The sequence below is a fragment of the Nitratireductor sp. genome, assembly GCF_017794765.1.
GTDB lineage: Bacteria > Pseudomonadota > Alphaproteobacteria > Rhizobiales > Rhizobiaceae > Nitratireductor.
Genome location: NZ_CP051236.1, coordinates 3,637,681 through 3,656,424, shown reverse-complemented (window position 1 = coordinate 3,656,424; position 18,744 = coordinate 3,637,681). Strand labels below are relative to the sequence as shown.

At 61.3% G+C, this 18,744-nt stretch carries 16 protein-coding genes; 11 read left to right on the top strand and 5 right to left on the bottom strand.

The genetic code is table 11. The annotated features are described in order from the left end of the window. Positions 1 to 8 precede the first annotated feature (8 nt). Positions 9 to 926 (top strand): nucleoside hydrolase, encoded by a 918-nt coding sequence (locus tag HF949_RS17350; RefSeq protein WP_292900285.1) that lies wholly within the window; start codon positions 9 to 11, stop codon positions 924 to 926. After that, positions 923 to 2,701 carry an adenine deaminase gene (locus tag HF949_RS17345; protein ID WP_292897313.1) on the top strand — a complete coding sequence of 593 codons (1,779 nt, stop codon included), beginning with the start codon at positions 923 to 925 and terminating at the stop codon, positions 2,699 to 2,701. The genes HF949_RS17350 and HF949_RS17345 overlap by 4 nt, the downstream gene beginning before the upstream one ends. A gap of 15 nt (positions 2,702 to 2,716) precedes the next feature. On the opposite strand, the gene HF949_RS17340 is transcribed toward HF949_RS17345, so the two are convergent. Then, positions 2,717 to 3,886, bottom strand: coding sequence for a M20 aminoacylase family protein (locus HF949_RS17340; protein ID WP_292897311.1), 1,170 nt, complete (start codon positions 3,884 to 3,886; stop codon positions 2,717 to 2,719). Positions 3,887 to 4,032: 146 nt separating this feature from the next. On the opposite strand from HF949_RS17340, the gene HF949_RS17335 reads away from it, so the two are divergent. The 7 genes from HF949_RS17335 to HF949_RS17305 all read left to right on the top strand — a co-directional run bounded on the left by HF949_RS17335 (position 4,033) and on the right by HF949_RS17305 (position 12,477). Next, on the top strand, positions 4,033 to 4,743 hold the full coding sequence (locus HF949_RS17335; RefSeq protein WP_292897310.1) for a phosphoribosyltransferase: 711 nt from the start codon (positions 4,033 to 4,035) through the stop codon (positions 4,741 to 4,743). Between the two features lie 65 nt (positions 4,744 to 4,808). Then, positions 4,809 to 6,590, top strand: a complete 1,782-nt coding sequence (locus HF949_RS17330; RefSeq protein WP_292897308.1) for a sugar phosphorylase — start codon at positions 4,809 to 4,811, stop codon at positions 6,588 to 6,590. Further along, positions 6,587 to 7,381, top strand: a complete 795-nt coding sequence (locus HF949_RS17325) for an HAD-IIB family hydrolase (RefSeq protein ID WP_292897306.1) — start codon at positions 6,587 to 6,589, stop codon at positions 7,379 to 7,381. The genes HF949_RS17330 and HF949_RS17325 overlap by 4 nt, the downstream gene beginning before the upstream one ends. Positions 7,382 to 7,395: 14 nt before the next feature. Further along, on the top strand, positions 7,396 to 8,619 hold the full coding sequence (locus HF949_RS17320) for a glycosyl transferase (protein WP_292897304.1): 1,224 nt from the start codon (positions 7,396 to 7,398) through the stop codon (positions 8,617 to 8,619). 175 nt (positions 8,620 to 8,794) lie between these two features. Next, the gene (ftsZ, locus tag HF949_RS17315) at positions 8,795 to 9,808 is read left to right on the top strand and encodes a cell division protein FtsZ (RefSeq protein WP_292897303.1); all 1,014 of its coding nucleotides are present in this window, start codon (positions 8,795 to 8,797) and stop codon (positions 9,806 to 9,808) included. A 229-nt stretch (positions 9,809 to 10,037) separates the two neighbouring features. Beyond that, the gene (locus HF949_RS17310) at positions 10,038 to 11,288 is read left to right on the top strand and encodes a glycoside hydrolase family 5 protein (protein WP_292897301.1); all 1,251 of its coding nucleotides are present in this window, start codon (positions 10,038 to 10,040) and stop codon (positions 11,286 to 11,288) included. A 25-nt stretch (positions 11,289 to 11,313) separates the two neighbouring features. Continuing rightward, the gene (locus tag HF949_RS17305; protein WP_292897300.1) at positions 11,314 to 12,477 is read left to right on the top strand and encodes a Gfo/Idh/MocA family protein; all 1,164 of its coding nucleotides are present in this window, start codon (positions 11,314 to 11,316) and stop codon (positions 12,475 to 12,477) included. A gap of 4 nt (positions 12,478 to 12,481) precedes the next feature. On the opposite strand, the gene HF949_RS17300 is transcribed toward HF949_RS17305, so the two are convergent. Continuing rightward, a complete protein-coding gene (locus HF949_RS17300; RefSeq protein WP_292897298.1) occupies positions 12,482 to 13,558 on the bottom strand; it encodes a Gfo/Idh/MocA family protein in 1,077 nt (358 codons plus the stop codon). 72 nt (positions 13,559 to 13,630) lie between these two features. Beyond that, positions 13,631 to 14,068, bottom strand: a complete 438-nt coding sequence (locus HF949_RS17295; RefSeq protein WP_292897296.1) for an Lrp/AsnC family transcriptional regulator — start codon at positions 14,066 to 14,068, stop codon at positions 13,631 to 13,633. Between the two features lie 129 nt (positions 14,069 to 14,197). Here HF949_RS17295 and rocF point away from each other — a divergent pair, with 129 nt between their 5' ends. Beyond that, positions 14,198 to 15,118, top strand: coding sequence for an arginase (gene rocF, locus HF949_RS17290; protein ID WP_292897295.1), 921 nt, complete (start codon positions 14,198 to 14,200; stop codon positions 15,116 to 15,118). 2 nt (positions 15,119 to 15,120) lie between these two features. Next, entirely contained in the window at positions 15,121 to 16,206 is a 1,086-nt protein-coding gene (locus tag HF949_RS17285) for an ornithine cyclodeaminase (RefSeq protein WP_292897293.1), read from the top strand. Here HF949_RS17285 and nadE read toward each other — a convergent pair whose 3' ends face one another. Further along, complete coding sequence (gene nadE / locus HF949_RS17280; protein WP_292897292.1) at positions 16,207 to 17,190, bottom strand: NAD(+) synthase; 984 nt, start codon at positions 17,188 to 17,190, stop codon at positions 16,207 to 16,209. After that, a complete protein-coding gene (locus HF949_RS17275) occupies positions 17,187 to 18,728 on the bottom strand; it encodes a class I adenylate-forming enzyme family protein (RefSeq protein ID WP_292900284.1) in 1,542 nt (513 codons plus the stop codon). Before HF949_RS17275 ends, nadE begins: the two co-directional genes overlap by 4 nt. Positions 18,729 to 18,744 lie beyond the last annotated feature (16 nt).

Below are 18,744 nucleotides of genomic sequence, written 5' to 3'. Positions count from 1 at the left end.
TGTCCGCCTTGGTCTGGATCGACACGGATATGGGCTTCGACGACATTCTGGCGGTGATGATGGTCACAGCCGGGTCGAAGCCGGTGGCCGGCGTATCGCTGGTTTTCGGTAATGCGCCGATGGACGCGGTGCGCGCCAATGCCGCCGGAGCCGCATCGCTGCTTAACTGGCGGTTCCCGATCCACACCGGCGCGGAACGCGCGGTCCTGGGCGGGGTGGAAACACCCGCCCATGTGCTTGGGCCCACCGGCATTCCCACCCGTGGGCGCAGCCTTCCTCAAGCCGAGGCGCTGCCGCGCACCGATGCGCTTGCGGCCCTGACTGCATGGCTTGAAGGGCTCGAAGCGCCGGGCGAAATCCTGGCGCTCGGGCCGCTCACCAACATCGCAATCCTGTCGCTCGCGCGGCCGGATCTCATTTCAAAGATCGACAGTGTGACCTGGATGGGCGGCGGCGCAACCCGTGGCAACCACACGGCGTCCGCCGAGTTCAACGCCTTCGCCGATCCAGAGGCTGTCGCCATCGTTCTGGCAAGCGGCATTTCACTGCGCGTCGCCGATCTCGACCTCTGCCGCCAGGTGCTGGTCGGTCCGGAGGATGTCGACACGGTCCGCGCTGTCGGCACGCCGAAGGCCGAAATCCTGGCCGATCTTTTTGGCGCATATGTGGACATCGCGCTCAACAGCGGACGCGCGGCCATGGCGCTCTACGACCCCACCGCCGCCGCTGCCTTCGTGGCACCTGACGCCTTCGTTTTCGAGAAAGCGCAAGTCACGATGGAGCTGTCTGGCACCCACACGCGTGGCCGCACCATTGTCGATCAACACCCTCGCGCAAAACCCAATGCGCTCTGGGGCATGCGCGCCGATGCCGCCCGCGTTCGCGCGCTGGCGCTCGACGCCCTCGTGGAGGCAGCCCGCTTATGACCGCCGAACCCCGCGATCTGAACGATCCTGCCCTGCGCGACCGCGCCGTTGCCGCAGCACGCGGCGATGCGCCGTTTGATCTTCTCATTCGCGGTGGCACGCTGCTCGATGCGGTGACCGGCGAACTGCGCCCCGCCGATATCGGCATTGTCGGCGCGCTCATCGCCAGCGTCCACGAGCGGGGCGCGCGCGACGACGCAGCCGAGATCATCGAGGCGGAAGGGCTCACCGTCACGCCCGGCCTGATCGACATGCACATGCATGTGGAAAGCTCCATGATCACGCCTGTCGCTTATGCGCAGGCCGTGCTGCCGCGCGGCGTCACCACCGTTCAGTGGGACCCGCATGAATTCGCCAATGTGCACGGGCTCGATGGCGTCACCTGGGCGCTGGAGGCGGCGGCCGATCTGCCGCTGCGCATGATCGTGCTCGCGCCGTCCTGCGTTCCCGCAGCCCCCGGTCTCGAAATGTCCGGTGCGGATTTTGGCGGGGCCGAGCTGGCCGATATGCTGGCGCGTCCCGGCATTGGCGGCGTTGCCGAGGTCATGAACATGCGCGGCGTCATCGACCGCACCGCGCCCATGCGCGATGTGGTGCAGGCCGGCCTCGAAAGCGGCAAGCCTGTCTTCGGCCATGCCCGCAGCCTCGCGGGCGCAGACCTCAACGCCTTCATGGCCGCCGGCGTCAGCTCCGATCACGAACTCGTCTCCGGCGATGATCTGATGGCCAAGCTGCGCGCCGGTCTCGCCATCGAGATGCGTGGCTCGCACGATCATCTCCTGCCGGAATTCGTCGAAGCGCTGAACGCGCTCGGGCATCTGCCCTCCACGGTCACGCTGTGCACCGACGACGTGTTTCCCGATACGCTTCTGAACGAAGGCGGGCTTGATGATGTGGTGCGCCGCCTGGTGCGCTACGGCATGCCGGCGACCTGGGCCATTCAGGCCGCAACGCTCAATGCCGCGCACCGGCTCGCGCGCCCCGATCTCGGCCTTGTCGCCGCCGGTCGCCGCGCCGACATCGCGCTGTTTGACGATCTGGAGAATTTCCGCGCCACCGCCGTCATCGCCAATGGCGTTGTGGTCGCGCGCGATGGCGCTTTGACCGCCCCGGTGAAGGCGCATTCCACCGCGCCGCTCAAAGGCTCGATCAAATGCCCCACCTTCACGCCCGATGATTTTCGCGTCCGGGCAGATGGAGAGCGTGTGCGCGTCGCCACCATTCACCGCCCCCGCTTCACCGAGTGGGGCGAGGCGGAAGCTGTGGTGCGCGGCGGCTTCGTCGTGCCGCCTGAGGGCGCGACGCTGATCAGTGTCATCCACCGTCATGGCCGCGCGCCGGCCATTCCGCGTGTGGGCTATCTCACCGGCTGGGGCTCGTGGCGCGGCGCATTCTGCACCACTGTCTCCCACGACAGCCACAACGTCACGGTCTTCGGCGGCAATGAAGAAGATGTGGCGGCAGCGGCCAATTGGGTGATCGAGGCTGGCGGCGGCATGGCCGTTGCGCAGGGCGGTCGCATCGTCGCCTCTCTGGCGTTGCCTCTGTCGGGCCTTGTTTCCGATGAACCGCTGGCCGATGTGGCGGCGGGCTTTGCGGCTCTGCGCTCTGCCATGGACGAGATTGTCGACTGGGAGCCACCCTATCTGGTGTTCAAGGCCTGTTTCGGCGCGACGCTCGCCTGCAATGCCGGCCCGCACCAGACCGATCTCGGCATTGCCGACAATGCCCGCCCCGCCGTCCTGGAAACGCCGGTGCTTGAGGTGCTGGAATAGGCATTGCCTAAGTCGTCAGGCGGCCAGTTCCTGTTCCACCAGCGTCGTCCAGAATTTTACGCCGGTGCTGATCGCCCCGTCATTGAAGTCATACGCGGTGTTGTGGTGCAGCGCGCCGTCCACCGCCGGGCCATTGCCGAGCCACACATAGGCTCCCGGCACACCCTGCGAGAAAAACGCAAAATCGTCGCCCGCCGTCGAAGGCGGAAAGTCGGTGCGCACCTTGTCGCCGCACACGGCTTTCGCCGCCGCCAGCGCGCGCGCCGTCGCATCCGCATCGTTCACCACGGGCGGAATGCGGCGGATGAAGCGGTACTCAGCCTCGATGCCGAACATTGCAGCAACGCCGTTCGCCAGCCGGCCGATCTCTTCTTCCAGCTGGTCGCGCACGTGCGGCGTGTAGGCGCGTGCGGTTCCTGCAATGTCAATGAAATCGGGGATCACGTTGAGCGCATTGGGGTCGCCCGCCTGCACCGAGCAGGCGCTCACCACGGCGGGCTGGAGCAGGTCCACCACACGCCCGACAATCGTCTGCAGGCTTGCAAGAAAATGCCCGCCGGCCGTCACAGGGTCCTTGCCCAGATGCGGTTTTGCGCCATGGGTGCCGACGCCGCGAAAACGCACCTGCCAGCTATCGGAAGAGGCAAGCTGCGGTCCGGCCACAACGGCCATCTCGTCGGTGTCGAGGCCGGGCATGTTGTGCAGGCCATAGACCGCATCGCAGGGAAACAGCTCGAAAAGACCGTCTTCCACCATGCGCTTTGCGCCGCCACGGCCTTCTTCCGCCGGCTGGAAGATGAAGTGCACCGTGCCGGAGAAATTGCGCGTGCGCGCCAGTTCGCGCGCCGCGCCCAGAAGCAGGGTCGTGTGTCCGTCATGGCCGCAGGCATGCATCTTGCCGGGCACGGTGGATTTATAGGGGCGGTCGGCGGTTTCGGGCATGGCGAGCGCGTCCATGTCGGCGCGCAGGCCGATGGTGCGCGGGCCATTGCCCACCGTTAGCGTGCCCACCACGCCGGTGCCGCCAAGGCCGCGATGCACCTTCATGCCGGTCTCTGTCAGATGTTCGGCGACAATCTGGCTGGTGCGCTCTTCCTCGAAGCCCAGTTCGGGATGGGCGTGCAGGTCGCGCCGCAACGCGACGAGAAAATCGAGCTCCGCACGAACATCCTCGTTAACAGCCATCAATACGCCCTTTCCATTCATGCGTCTGCCCGGATAAAAGATGCCTTCCGCAGCAAGGCGGCCGGCGTGGAGATCGTTGCACTGTCCGGAAACAGAAATCCAAAGTGAAAACAGCTCATTCTTAACGCGGGGCCTTTCGGCAGACAATGACGCATTCCGATTTCCAGATCGATCCCCAGGCATTCTGGCAGGTGCTTGAACCGGCAGGAACCTTTGAGCGCGCCCCGCGCGGCGGCCACAGGGGGTTCTTCCCCGCAGAACTGCCTGACGGGCGTCAGCTCGGCCTGCCGATCCGCGTTCTTTCGGGCGGCGAGCGGGCGCTGGCTTCGCTCATCGTCAACCAGGCGAGTTTTGCCGTCTCCGATGCGCTGGCCAAGGCGCTGGCCGAAAAGGCGACCGTCTTCAGGCCGGATGTTGTCGTCGGCTTGCCCACCCTGGGCCTGACGCTCGCCTCGCAGGTCGCCCGCGCGCTCGGTCACAGCCGCTATGTGCCGCTCAGCACCTCGCGTAAGTTCTGGTACGAGGAAGAGCGCTCGGTTCCGCTGCGCTCCGTCACCAGTCCCGATCAGCAGAAACGGCTTTACGTGGACCCGCGCATGCTGCCGCTCATCGAGGGTCGCCGCGTGCTCCTGGTGGATGATGTCATTAGCACCGGCAGCTCCATTCTCGCCGGACTGAAGCTCCTCAACCTTTGCGACATCGAGCCCGTCGCCATCGGTGCGGCCATGCTCCAGACCACGCGCTGGCGCGACGCGCTTTCTGCCGAGGTCGAAGGCATTGCAGACCGTGTGGTTGGTGTGTTTGAAACCCCCGCACTTGTGCCAACCCCTGAGGGCGGCTGGTTGCCGGAAGTCTGAGTGCCTCTTGCCATCATTGGTTTCCCGCGCCATCATGTTGCGATGCAGCATAACCGGTTCAGCACATGAGAGACACGGGAGCAGAAGCGAGCGCGCCGGCCATGGCGCCCGCCAGGTTGCAAAACGGTCTCGGCCAGCTCCTTGGCTCCATTTACCCACAGCATGATCGAAACTCGCTCGTCGAACAGGCGCTGGCCGCTTTTTTCGGTCAAAATGGCAGATCGCGCAGGCGTGGCCGGGTGCCGGCAAATTCTTTATGGAGCGAAAAGGACAACTATGTCATCACCTATGGCAACACGCTGGTGGATGGCGAACACAAGCCGCTCGATCTGCTGTACGATTTCTCCGAGCGCTATCTGGCGGGCGTCTTCACCGGCATTCACATCCTGCCCTTTTTTCCGTTCACCTCGGACGACGGCTTTGCCGTCACCGACTATCGCGAGGTGAACAGCCAGTTGGGCGACTGGGCGGATATCTCGCGCATCGCCGGCCATTTCCGTCTCATGTCCGACCTGGTGATGAACCATTGCTCCAGCCAGAGCCGCATGTTCTCGGATTTCCTGCAGGGCCACGAACCCTGGGACCGGTTCTTCAAGGTGGCGAACCCTGAAGATGATCTGAGTGCGGTGGTGCGTCCGCGCACCCACCCGCTCTTGCGCGCCTTCGAGACGGAAAGCGGCATCAAGCATGTCTGGTGCACTTTCAGCCACGATCAGGTTGATTTCGATTTCTCAAACCCGCGTGTCCTGTTCGAATTTCTCGATATCATCCGCGAACATATAGAGCGTGGCGTGCGCACCATTCGCCTCGATGCGGTGGCCTTCCTCTGGAAGGAGATCGGGACTAGCTGTATCCATCTGCGCCAGACGCATGAGATCATCCGGCTTATCCGTCTTCTGTGCGATTATCGCGAAGAGCCGATTGTTCTCATCACCGAGACCAATGTCCCGAATGTCGAGAACCTCAGCTATTTCGGCAATCGCAACGAAGCGCACATGATCTACAATTTCGCGTTGCCGCCGCTTCTTCTCCATGCGTTGTTGGGCGGCACGTCGAAATATCTCAACGCCTGGCAGATGGCGATGCCGCCGGCGCAACTCGGCTGCGCCTATTTCAATTTTTCCGCCTCTCACGATGGCATCGGCCTGCGGCCCGCAGAAGGTCTCATTCCTGAAGAAGAGATCCTGCAGGTCATCGACACGGTTCAGGGATTTGGTGGCCGTGTTTCCCATTATGCCCGCCCGGATGGCGACAGGCCCTATGAGCTGAATGTGGCTCTCTTCGACGCCTTTGCCGGTACCCATGAAGGGACTGACGATCTGCAGGTCGAGCGCTTTCTTTGCAGCCAGGCCATCGTCATGGGGCTGGAGGGCATTCCCGCATTTTACATCCACTCCCTGCTTGCAACGCGCAACGATTATGACGGCGTCGAAAAGCTGGGTTACAATCGGGCGATCAATCGCAAGCGCCTGGATTATGGTATGCTGCGCGAGAAGCTTGATGACCCGAACACTCTTTCCGCCCGCGTCCTTTCGCGGTTGAAGGAGATGGTGCGTGTGCGTTCCGCTCAGCCGGCCTTCCATCCTAATGCCACGCAATTTACGCTTCAGCTTGGTGAAGCTTTCTTTGGTTTCTGGCGCCAGAGTCTCGACAGGTCGCAGAGCATTTTCGCAGTATCGAACCTGACCAGTCAGAAACGATCCATCCCCTCCATGTCACTCAATCTCATTGAGGGGGATGCGTGGCATGACCTTCTGACTGGTGAGCCTGTGGCACAGCTTTCAGGCGAGATTGCCTTTGCTCCCTACCAGACGCGCTGGATCTCCAACCGGCAAACGGCTTCATGATCATTCGGCCGCGCCTCGTCGTCTTCAGCGATCTGGATGGTACGCTGCTGGATCACGAGACCTATGATTTCACACCCGCCCTGCCGGCGATAAAGGCGTTGCGCGCGCGCTTCGGCGTGCTCGTTCTTGCTTCCAGCAAAACGGCTGCTGAAATCGCGCCTCTGCGCCGCGCGCTGGACTTTGCCCATTGTCCCGCCATCGTGGAAAATGGGGCTGGCATTCTTGCTTCCGAACGGGGCAGTCAACATGAGAGCGGTGGCCGCTACGAAGAACTCGTCGGCCATCTCAACGCTCTGCCTTCAGAGCTGCGGCGATGCTATTCCGGCTTTTCGGACTGGGATGAGCAGGAGGTGGCCGCGCGCACGGGCCTGAGCCTGGAGGGGGCGCAACTGGCCAAACAGCGTGAATATTCCGAACCGGGCGTCTGGAGCGGAACGGAAGGGGAGTTTGCTGCGTTCTGCCAGGCACTCAACGAGAAGGGCATTCACATCCAGAAGGGCGGACGCTTCGTCACGCTCTCGTTTGGTGGCACAAAGGGGCAAAGGGTCAGTGAACTTCTGAAACGTCTTGAAGACAAGCGCGTGCCAGTCGTCAGTGTGGCACTTGGCGATGCGCCGAACGACAGGGACATGCTGGAAAGCGTCGACATCGCGGTTGAAATTCCCAACCCTGCCCATGCGGGGATCGGCAAGATTGCCCGTGGGGGAAGTCAGGTTCTGAGAAGGGCGCGTCTTGCGGGGCCAGCAGGCTGGAACGAAGAAATGCTCGCGGTGCTGGAAGAGATCGAATAGCGGGGAGGAACATCATGTCGGATTTCCAGCAGAGCGGCAGCGTCGCAACATTGCACAATCTGGGCACCATCGCGCCCGAAGAGATGGAGCGGCAACTCAACCTTTTCTCTGGCCGGCGCAAGATCACACTCATTCTGCCGTCGCTCTTTTCGGAGCTTGAAGCCCCTGCACTTGGCAAGATCGTCGATGAGCTTTGCCAGGTCGATTACATCAATCACATCGTCATAGGTCTGGACCGGGCAGACGAAGAGCAATTTCGTTTCGCCCGGGATTATTTCTCCCGTCTGCCGCAAAAGCACTCGATCCTGTGGAACGACGGTCCACGGCTCAAGGCCGTCCAGGATCGGCTTGCCACCCTCGGCCTCGCTCCGGAAGAACCCGGCAAGGGGCGCAATGTCTGGTATTGCATGGGCTACACAATTGCCTGCCAGGACAGCGATGTGGTGGCCCTGCACGATTGCGACATCACCACCTATTCGCGCGAAATGCTCATGCGGCTTGTCTATCCGCTGGCCAATCCTTCCTTCCCCTATCAGTTCTGCAAGGGATACTATCCGCGTATCGCAGACGGGAAACTGAACGGCAGGGTCAGTCGGCTCCTGATTGCGCCGCTTCTACAGGCGTTGCAGCGCACGTTCGGCCACAGCGACTATGTCGAATATCTGCAGGCCTTCCGTTATCCGCTGGCGGGCGAATTTGCCATGCGCACGTCCATCCTCCCGGACATCCGCATTCCCTCCGACTGGGGGCTGGAAATCGGCGTTCTTTCAGAAGTCTGGCGCAATCTCGGTCGCCACTCCGTCTGCCAGGTGGATATCTGCGACCGCTACGACCACAAGCACCAGCCGCTGTCGGCGGAAGACGCCGCGCGCGGGCTTTCGCGCATGTCGATCGACATATCGAAGGCGATCTTCCGCAAGCTCGCGACCGACGGAATGGTTTTCAGCCAGGAGCATTTCCGCACGCTCAAGGCCACATATTATCGGCTCGCTCTGGATCTGATCGAGCGCTATTACAACGACGCGATCATGAATGGCCTTCATGTGGACCGCCATAAGGAAGAGAAGGCTGTGGAGCTGTTTGCGGCGAACATCGTCGAGGCGGGGCACACCTTTCTGGAGCACCCGATGGAAACACCTTTCATCGCCAACTGGAGTCGTGTGCAGTCGGCTGATCCGGATGTTCTGAGGCTCCTGCGTGAAAGCGTGACTGCCGACAATGCCGGCGACCCGTCATGACTTCGCCAGCCGGTTATTACAAAGCGTCATCAGATTTGTAGTTGAGCCGTATTGTGGCGACATTCGAGGTGTAGCGCGCACTTGAACAAGTGTGCGCACTCTGATTCCCTGAGGCGGACGCGCGGGCGGAGCGATTCGTTCTTCGCCGCCTGCCCCCAGGAAGGACCAAGGCCCTATGACGGACGAAAAGAAGCCCGAAATCTCTGAAATGCGCCCCAAGATCACCATCGTCGGTGTCGGTGGCGGTGGCGGCAACGCCGTCAACAACATGATTGCGCAAAGCCTGCAGGGTGTGGACTTCATCGCCGCCAATACCGATGCGCAGGCACTCACCATGTCGAAAGCGGAGCGCCTTATTCAGCTTGGCGCGAACTCGACCGAGGGGCTCGGTGCCGGGTCGCTACCGGAGATCGGCCAGGCCGCCGCTGAAGAGACAATCGACGAGATCATGGATCACCTGTCGGGCACGCATATGTGCTTCGTCACCGCCGGCATGGGCGGGGGCACCGGCACGGGTGCTGCTCCCATCATTGCCGCTGCTGCGCGCAATGCCGGGATCCTGACGGTTGCGGTCGTCACCAAGCCGTTCACCTTCGAGGGCAATCGACGTATGGCCATTGCCGAGCGCGGCATTGAGCTTCTCCGACAGGCGGCCGATACGGTTATCGTTATTCCCAACCAGAATCTTTTCCGCATCGCCGACGCCAAGACCACGTTTGCAGAGGCATTTGAACTGGCCGACAAGGTTCTTTACTCGGGCGTTCGCTGCATCACCGATCTGATCGTCAAGGAAGGCCTGATCAATCTGGACTTCGCCGATGTGCGCTCGGTCATGCGCGACATGGGCCGCGCCATGATGGGCACGGGCGAGGCGACGGGCGATGCACGCGCGATGAAGGCGGCCGAAGCGGCCATCGCCAACCCGCTTCTGGACGAAGCCAACATGAAGGGTGCACGTGGCGTTCTGGTCTCCATTTCCGGTGGCCGCGACATGACCCTTTTCGAGGTGGACGAAGCTGCCACCCGCATCCGCGAGGAAGTGGGCGATGATGCCGAAATCATCGTCGGCGCGATTTTCGATGACAAGCTGGAAGGTGTCTTCCGGGTTTCCGTCGTCGCGGCCGGACTGGCGAGCGAGGCAGACCTTCAAGCAGATCAGGGCGGGCATCCCCAGGCGCTGCGCGCCTAGATGGCGCCATGATTTCCCGGGCGGCTCTGTGCCGCCCGAATTCCGGAATTTGACCGGTTTTCTGTCATTCCAGAGCGAATTTCAGAATTTCAAAGCCAGAATTTCCCGTTTTTGTGATGGTGTCCTGAAACACCCGTCGCAGGCGTCTGTGACCATGTTTCGTTAATCCGCGGCTGGTATCCGGAAGGTGTGGTGTGTGCTGTGCGGATCAGGAAACGGGGGCCGCTGAATGGCGAGCAGGATGGCAGGGTTGACGCGTGGGCTGGTCGCGGCCGGTCTTTTGGCGCTGGCTTCCGGACCGCTCGAGGCTGCGACCTTTTCGGCTGAGCGCGGGCTCAATCTCGACCTGTGGGATACCTGGCCGAACGAGGCGGAGTGGTCGCGGGATGGTGTGCTTCTGCCATATCCAGAATGGCGGCGAAAACTGAACTTGAGCGAGCTGACCCAGCTCAAGGGTACCGGTTTCGATTTCCTGCGCATGCCGGTCGACCCTATTCCGTTTCTCTCCCCGAAGGCCGAGCATCTGCGCGAACGCCTTTTGGTGTCGGTTCTGGAAGGTGTGAGAACCATCAATGCCGCGGGGCTGAAGGTGATCGTCGACCTTCATCCCATTCCGCGCGGTGCAGACAGGTTTGCAGGTGTGGAGGAACTCCTGCGCGATGATGCGCTGTTTGAACGCTATCTGGGTCTGGTACGTGACATGGGCCGCACGCTCTCCGGCGAGGATCCCGAGCGCGTCGCATTCGAGTTGATGAACGAGCCTGTGACTGGCTGCGAGGGTGCTGAGGGCGCTGCCTGGGACGAGCAGCTTGGTCGGCTTTTCGCAGCAGCGCGTTCTTCCGCGCCGCGCACCACACTTGTTCTGTCGGGTGCTTGCTGGGGTTCGGCCCAAGGACTTTCGGCACTCAACCCCAACACCATTCCCGACGACAATATTCTTTGGGCGTTTCACTCCTACGATCCCTTCATCCTGACCACGCAGGGAGCGCTTTGGGCGGGCGACTTCATTCGCTATGTCACCGGCATTCCCTATCCTCCCCATGAGCACAAATCCGAGCTGGCAGTTGCAGTTGGGAAGGCACGCGGGCGTATTCGCGCCGACGCGCCTTTCATGCGCCGCTCCGGTATGCTCGATTATCTCGATGAGCAGATTGACGGTGTGGATACGGAGGCGGAACTCGAAGCGCAGATGGATGCGCCGTTCAAAACTGTGGCGGACTGGGCGGCGCGCCATGGAGTCGATCCGCAGAACATCCTCCTTGGTGAGTTTGGCATGATCCGTCAGGAATACCAGAACCCTGATGTTATCCCGGGAGAATGGCGGGCAGCCTATATCCGCGACATGATCGAAAAGGCCGAGGAGCGCGGCTTTGCCTGGTCCATATGGGGCTATGGAGGAGCGTTCGGCATTGTCGAGGAATTTGGTGGGAAACCCGCGGAGGACGATGTGCTACGCATGATCCGCTCACTGGAGAAATGAGCTCAGAATCTGAGTGAGGCTTCCAATGACGAAAATCGCATTTGTCGGTACGGGCTTCGTTGCCGACTACTACATGACAACGCTGGAGAACCATCCGGATCTCCAACTGGCGGGTGTATGGGATCGTGATTCAGCAAGACTGGCCCAGTTCTGCGCTTTTCACAAAGTGCGCGCCTATGCCGACATGCAGGCCCTTCTTGACGACACGGATGTGAGGATCGTTGTCAATCTGACCAATCCGGAGAGCCATTACGAGGTCAACAAGGCGTGTCTTGAAGCCGGCAAGCACGTCTATTGCGAGAAGCCGCTGGCCATGCGCCTCGATGATGCCGAAGCGGTGGCACAGCTTGCGGCCGAGCGTGGCCTCACCCTTTGCTGCGCGCCTGCCAACGCATTGAGCAAGGCGCATGATGCCTTTGCGGACCTGCTGTCTAAAGGGCACATCGGCCGGCCACGCCTTGTCTATGCCGAAATGGAGGACGGCCCCGTTTTCCGGGCCGACTGGCAAAACTGGCGCAGCCGCTCCGGCGCGCATTGGCCCGGAGCCGAAGAGTTCAAGATCGGCTGCACGCTGGAGCATGCAGGCTATGCCTTGAGCTGGCTGGTCGATCTCTTCGGCCCGGTCGTGCATCTATCGGCCTCTTCCGCGCTTTGCTTTCCCGACAAGGGAGTCGACGACAGGGAGGCGCTTGCGCCGGATTTCTCCGTTGGGCTTATCACTTTCCGGAATGGAGTGAGGGCACGGTTGACCTGCGGCCTCGCTGCACCACGGGATCGCTCGCTCACCGTGCTTGGAGACAGTGGCAGCCTGATCCTGCGCGACCTTTGGGATGACAATTCTCCCATCCACCTGTCGGCGCCGGGAAATGAAAGATCGCTTCTTGAACGCGCTCTCAATTTCATCGAACACAGGTTCGGGCGCACCCTCCCGGTGCGGGTGCTTCCGGGAAGGCGTGTTACCAGCGAGCAGGCCGGCAGAAAACGGACGCTGCCATCATACCCTTCGCAGATAGACTTCATGGGCGGCATCGCCGAACAGGCTGCCGCCCTGAAAGAGGGACGAACCCCGTTTTTCTCAGGAAAAGTGGCATTGCACCTCACGGAGCTGGTTCTGGCGCTCAATGCCGGGGAAAATGACTATAAGCCGAAGACCGGTTTCGAATTCAGCCCGCGCTGGAGCGGGGCCTGAGCGATCAGGGCCGCCGGTTTTCTTCCTTCAGAACGGTTTCGATGATCTCCAGCGTGCGGGTGCTGTCCAGCGGGTGCATGGTAGGGTGGTGCGTCCTGCCGGAGCGGATGGCACCGGAAGCCGCTTCAATCTCGAATTGAAGACCATGACCATCATAGGGAAAGCCGTGTTTGCGGATGCCAGGCACAGGCAGTCTCGAGATGAGCTTGCGGATCGCACGTGCCGGGGCAGAACGACCCGGGATCGTGGCAAGGCGCGCCGCAAATCCGCTGGAGCATTGCAAAACGTCCCGCGCAGCGATGAAGGGGGCGGGCAGTACCAGCGTTCCCCTGCTTCCCTCGATGATGAAACTGTTGTCGCCCTCATGATCGAAGGCGCAGGAGAGATGGGCCACGACGTCATTCTTGAAACGCAGGGTCAGGGATGCCGCGCGATCCACACCGGTTGGGGCTGCCCGCCATTCTCCGCTGAATTCGATGGGTTCTCCCATGAAGAAACGGGCAAGCGACACGCAGTAGACCCCCAGGTCGTGCATCGCTCCGCCGCCCCGCTCCTTCGAGTAAAAGCGGCTCTCTGGATCATAGGGATGATCAAAGGCGAGCTGGCCCCTGAGGCGCTGAATTTCGCCGATGGCGCCGTCTTCGATCAGCGTTTTCGCTTTCGAGATCGCAGGCAGAAAGCGTGTCCACATGGCTTCCATCAAGAAAACGCCTCGCTCCGCCGCAAGCGCAGCCAGACGGGCGGCTTCCAGGCTTGTCGCAACAAGCGGTTTCTCCACCAGAACCCCCTTGCCACTCTCGATTGCCGCGCAAGCCACTGCGAAATGCGTGTCATTCGGTGTCGCCACATAAATGGCATCCAGCTCTCGGTTTGCCAGAAGGTCCGCATATGAGGCGTGAGCCGAAGCGTGACTTCCATGGCGAGCCCCAAAAGCCTTCGCCCTGGCTGCATTTCGTGAAGAAACCGCCGAAAACACGGCACCATCGGAAACACTGAGATCCTCGGCGAATTGCTCGGCCATGGTTCCCGTGCCGACAATGCCCCAGCGAACGGGCTCTGAGGTTTTGTCTGGCTTTGTCATTGGCTCGCGGTTTACGGGTGGGGCAGGGATTTCAGGTTAGAAGCTTCAGGTTAACGCAGCCATAAGCCCTGCTCACAGCCGGGCCCGCGTGCTGTGCGGTGTTGCGAGCAGCAGGCTTGTTTCACTGTTCATGATGCCGGGTATGAGACGGATGCGCCGCAACACTGCGTCGAGATCGGTGAGGGTGGACGCGCCCAGTTCCACAACGATGTCCCAGCGGCCATTGGTGGTGTGAATGGCCGAGACCTCCGGAAATCCTTCCAGCGCATGGATTACCCTGTCGGCGGATCGCCCCTCTATCTCCACCATGGTGATACCGCGCACTGGCGCTTCCACTGTGTCGGCCCTCAGAATGACCGTGTAGCCGACAATGTGCCCCGCTTTTTCCAGCCGTTCCATACGCGCACGGACCGTGGCGCGTGAAACGCCCAGGTCCATGGCCAGATCGGAAATGCTGCGTCGCGCATCATGACGCAGCAGGGTGATTAAACGTTTGTCCAGCTCATCCATGATTTCTCAAAACGAAATCCATATTTATCAAAATGATAAGTCATAATGCATTTTTTGGCAATTTGGCTTGTTCGTTCTGCCGGCGATCCGGGTTCCTATAGTGCAAATCTCCGACAAGGCGGTGGCGGTATGCATTGCAAGATTCTGGGTATTCCGGTGCAGGATGGCGCCGGGCGCATGGGCTGCGAGATGGGACCGAGCGCATTGCGCACGGCAGGGATAGCTGCCGCCCTTCGCGAGCTTGGCCATCAGGTCACCGATCTGGGAACGGTGGTCCCGGCGCGGCAGCACGTGGGCCCGCATCGCAATGCCGTTCTCAAGGCTCTGCCGGAGATCGTCGCATGGACGGCTGCAATCAGCGAGGCGGCCTATGAGGCATGCGAGGACGGCATGCCGATTTTTCTTGGCGGTGATCACAGCATGGCGGCGGGGACACTGGCCGGTATCGCTCGACGCGCGGGCGAGACCGACAGGCCGCTTTTCGTTCTGTGGCTCGATGCACATCCGGATTTTCACACGCTTGAAACCACCACAAGTGGCAATCTGCACGGTGTCCCGCTCGCCTATGCCAGCGGTCAGCCGGGTTTTGAGGGGATCTTCCCGCCGCTTCACACGGCAATCGACCCGAAACGCATCTGCGCTTTGGGGCTGCGCAGCGTGGATCCTGCCGAGCGTGCTGCCCTGCATCAGGCCGGCGTGACCGTCCATGACATGCGCGCGATCGACGAACATGGCCTTGCGCCGCTCCTGCGCGCATTCCTTGAGCGCGTGGCGGTCGAAGGCGGGTGCCTTCATGTCAGCCTCGACGTCGATTTTCTCGATCCGGCCATTGCCCCGGCGGTCGGCACCACGGTGCCTGGCGGCGCCACGTTTCGCGAGGCGCACCTGGCGATGGAGATGCTGCATGACAGCGGCCTCGTCACCAGCCTAGACCTCGTCGAACTCAATCCTTTTCTCGATGAGCGCGGTCGCACGGCCACCCTGCTCGTCGATCTCACAGCCAGTCTGCTTGGCCGGCGCATCATGGATCGGCCAACAAGGAGCCATTGACAATGAAATACGTCCCTGCAAGCGACAGATTGAACCTCGTTCCCTTCATCAGCGTGCATCACATGATGGAACTGGTTCTGGAGATCGGGGTCGAGCGTTTTCTGGCCGAATTGACCGATTACATCGAAGAGGATTTCCGGCGCTGGGAGGATTTCGACAAGACACCGCGTGTGGCCTCCCACAGCCGTGAGGGTGTGATCGAGCTGATGCCGACGAGCGACGGCAAACATTACGGCTTCAAATATGTGAACGGTCATCCCAAGAACACGCGTGAAGGCCGGCAGACGGTGACCGCGTTCGGCGTTTATGCCGATGTGGGTAACGGCTATCCGTTGTTGATCACCGAGATGACCATCCTGACAGCGTTACGCACCGCGGCGACCTCTGCGCTGGCGGCGAAATACCTGGCGCCGGAAGGATCGCGCACCATGGCGCTGATCGGCAACGGCGCGCAGTCCGAGTTTCAGGCGATGGCGTTCAAGGCTGCACTCGGCATCGAGAAGCTTCGGCTCTACGACATCGACCGCGATGCAACGGAAAAGTGTTTGCGCAATCTGGAGGGACTCGGCTTCGAGATGGTGGCGTGCAGCGCGCCGGAAGAGGCGGTCGAAGGGGCCGACATCATAACGACGGCCACGGCCGACAAGCAGTACGCCACCATTCTGACCGACAACATGGTTGGCTCCGGCGTGCACATCAACGCCGTGGGCGGCGACTGCCCCGGCAAGACCGAGTTGCACCGGGACATTCTCACACGTTCCGATATTTTCGTGGAGTATCCGCCGCAGACGCGGATCGAGGGCGAGATTCAGCAGCTTGCGGACGATCACCCGGTGGAAGAATTGTGGCAGGTGATTGCCGGAAAGGTGAAAGGGCGGCGCGATGCACGCCAGATCACGCTCTTCGATTCCGTCGGTTTCGCGACGGAGGACTTTTCCGCATTGCGTTATGTCTATGACCGGGTGCGCGAGACCAGTCACTTCATCGAACTTGATCTTCTCGCCGATCCCGATGAGCCGCGGGACCTTTTCGGGATGCTTCTGCGTTTCCCCGGTTCGTCGCTTCTGGCTTCCAGGAAGGCCGGATGATCAGGGTGTTGAGACCTCTTCAACAGTCTGCGGCGGCAGATGCAGATAGTGCGCCACCTTGCGTTTTGCCTCAATGTCGCGCCACACAAGGCCTACCTGACGTTCGCTGAGACCCGTGGCACAGGCAACTTTCTTGGCCGGAATGTCGTGGTCGAGCCCGTAAAGGCACAGGTCCATTTCGCGGTAGGGCAGGGCGAAATAAAACTCTTCCTGAGACTGGGCGAGCGAATAGGTATCGGTTGTCGGCATGCGCCGGCGAATTTCCGCCGGGACGCCCAGATGTTTCGCGAGCTGGTAGACCTGTGACTTGTAGAGGTGGGCTATCGGTTTCACATCGGCGGCGCCATCGCCATTCTTCACGAAGAAACCCTGATCGTATTCCAGCCGGTTCGGGGTGCCGATCACCGCATAGTTCAGCCGATCTGCATGGAAATATTCGAGCTGTTTTCGGGTCCGCTGCTTCATGTTGGTGGCGGCGACGATGCCGAGATACACCTCGGGCGGGAGCCGGTGTTTTTCGACCGTGCCGTCGGGCCTGCGCACAACAAGATACGAAATGTTGTAGGCCTTGGTGGTGAGCGCATTGGCGATGGCGATCTTCATCGACCAGCCCGGCCCAAACTCCGGCACCACCTGGCGGACAAAGGCATCGCGCCGGTCATAACAGCCCATGGCTTCCAGGGTCGGGCCGATGTCTTCGATCATGCTTTCAAGTCCGAAAATACTGGCCACTTCCTGCCCCAGCCGAAGGCTTTCGGGATCCGAATCATACTCCGGCATGAACAGGCAAAAGACACGATCCGGCCCCAATGCCCGGGCGGCAAGGGCTGCGCAGACGCTGGAATCGATGCCGCCCGACAGGCCGAGCACTAAACCGCGTTTGCGCAGGCGTGTGCGGAGCTGGGTACGCAGTGCAGTAACTATGCGGTCTGTTTCGGCAATGACGTCAATTTTCAGAGTGTCTGTGGAGAAGCAGATGTTCATGTGGTTCTCATGGCCTCCATGGCGGCAAGGCGGCGGCTGATCTTTCCGTTCGCCATTTTCGGCAGTTCCGCCTGAAAGATGAATGATCTCGGCACCATCGGGTCCGGTAATCGTTGCTTGCAGAAGCGGGCGAGCATTTGCTCGGTCAGATCCGGTGAAGCGGGTACCACGAGAGCGTCTAGCCTGTTGCCGGCAATCGGATCAGGCGTGGTGAAGGCGACGGCCTCGCGCACTCCGGGGCAGGCGGAAAGCACGGCATCCACCTGTCTTGGCGATACTTTTTCCCCACGGATCTTCACCACTTCGTCCTGGCGGCCAATGAAATAGAGGAACCCCTCCGGGTCGCGTTTAAAAAGATCGCCAGTGTAAAGAAACTTGCCTTTGCCGCCCGGTCCGGCACGCAGGGCGCGGGCGGTTGCCTTCGGGTCGTTCCAGTAGCCCTGCATGACGTGCGGGCCGCGGATGATGAGCTCACCCGTGGTGTTCGGGGCGGCTTCGTTTCCATTTTCGTCCACGACGAGGGCCTGTGTGCCCGGGAGCGGTTTCCCGACGGATGTGGGACGCCGGTCTAGCTGCTCCGGGTCGAGAAACGTTGCTCTCGCGCACTCCGTGAGCCCGTACATGGAGTAAAGACGAGCAGCGGGGAAGAGAGCGCGGAGTGCTTCGATATGGGCAGGCGGCAGATGCGCCGCAGCGTTGGTCATGTAGCGCAGTGACGGCAGGCGCCCGGGGTCCACTCCCTTGAGCGTGGCAAGCATAGCCGCCATGGTAGGCACCAGAGGAAAACCGGTGACACCCTCGACATACGCCTTTTCGAGGATTGCATGAGGAAAGGCGAAGCTTTTTTCCAGTATGAGCGTCGCGCCACTGCGTATTGCGACGAGGAGCTGATAGAGCCCGTAGGTGAAAGAAAGCGGCAGTGCCGAGAGCACCACATCGTGATCGCCGTTGCCCAGGTATTGGGCGATCATTGCTGATGCCGCCTCGACATTCCGGTGGCTCATCATGACGCCTTTCGGCATGCCGGATGAGCCGGAGGTGTAAATCAGAAAGGCGAGATCGCGGTCATTGTCCTGACCGGCGGGTAACGGCGCTTCCATCTTGAGGCAAGCCTCGAAGGCAATGGCGTCGTGCGGAGCCAAAGCGCCCGCCCGCGCTATGATGGAAAGGGGTTTGTGGCTCGCTGCCGCGGTCGCCTCATCACAGAGCTTGATGTGCCTGGCCTCGTATACCAGGGCTTTGGGCAGGCAGTTCCTTAAAACATGGGCGAGGCCCTCTGCCCTCACGCCAGGATTGACAGGAACGACAACTGCGCCTGCCTTTAACCCGGCAAAGATGGCGATGGCCATTTCAGACAGATTGTCCATGAAAAGGACTATCCGGTCGCCGGGCTCCACTGCATGAAGGCTTAAGGCGCCTGCCATGCGCTCGGACAGGTGATCGAGGTCGGCGAAACTTAACCGCTCAGGCCCCGCTATAAGGGCCGTTGCAGAAGGGGCAATTGCTGCCCGGTTTCGTAGAAAAGCCTCGATGCGCATGGCAGTCTGCTCCTGG

Excerpts from the sequence above, each read along its gene's own strand:
- HF949_RS17345 (WP_292897313.1), top strand. The coding sequence starts at position 923 with ATGACCGCCGAACCCCGCGATCTGAACGATCCTGCCCTGCGCGACCGC.
- HF949_RS17340 (WP_292897311.1), bottom strand. The coding sequence starts at position 3,886 with ATGGCTGTTAACGAGGATGTTCGTGCGGAGCTCGATTTTCTCGTCGCG.
- HF949_RS17335 (WP_292897310.1), top strand. The coding sequence starts at position 4,033 with ATGACGCATTCCGATTTCCAGATCGATCCCCAGGCATTCTGGCAGGTG.
- HF949_RS17330 (WP_292897308.1), top strand. The coding sequence starts at position 4,809 with ATGAGAGACACGGGAGCAGAAGCGAGCGCGCCGGCCATGGCGCCCGCC.
- HF949_RS17325 (WP_292897306.1), top strand. The coding sequence starts at position 6,587 with ATGATCATTCGGCCGCGCCTCGTCGTCTTCAGCGATCTGGATGGTACG.
- HF949_RS17320 (WP_292897304.1), top strand. The coding sequence starts at position 7,396 with ATGTCGGATTTCCAGCAGAGCGGCAGCGTCGCAACATTGCACAATCTG.
- ftsZ (WP_292897303.1), top strand. The coding sequence starts at position 8,795 with ATGACGGACGAAAAGAAGCCCGAAATCTCTGAAATGCGCCCCAAGATC.
- HF949_RS17310 (WP_292897301.1), top strand. The coding sequence starts at position 10,038 with ATGGCGAGCAGGATGGCAGGGTTGACGCGTGGGCTGGTCGCGGCCGGT.
- HF949_RS17305 (WP_292897300.1), top strand. The coding sequence starts at position 11,314 with ATGACGAAAATCGCATTTGTCGGTACGGGCTTCGTTGCCGACTACTAC.
- HF949_RS17300 (WP_292897298.1), bottom strand. The coding sequence starts at position 13,558 with ATGACAAAGCCAGACAAAACCTCAGAGCCCGTTCGCTGGGGCATTGTC.
- HF949_RS17295 (WP_292897296.1), bottom strand. The coding sequence starts at position 14,068 with ATGGATGAGCTGGACAAACGTTTAATCACCCTGCTGCGTCATGATGCG.
- rocF (WP_292897295.1), top strand. The coding sequence starts at position 14,198 with ATGCATTGCAAGATTCTGGGTATTCCGGTGCAGGATGGCGCCGGGCGC.
- HF949_RS17285 (WP_292897293.1), top strand. The coding sequence starts at position 15,121 with ATGAAATACGTCCCTGCAAGCGACAGATTGAACCTCGTTCCCTTCATC.
- nadE (WP_292897292.1), bottom strand. The coding sequence starts at position 17,190 with ATGAACATCTGCTTCTCCACAGACACTCTGAAAATTGACGTCATTGCC.
- HF949_RS17275 (WP_292900284.1), bottom strand. The coding sequence starts at position 18,728 with ATGCGCATCGAGGCTTTTCTACGAAACCGGGCAGCAATTGCCCCTTCT.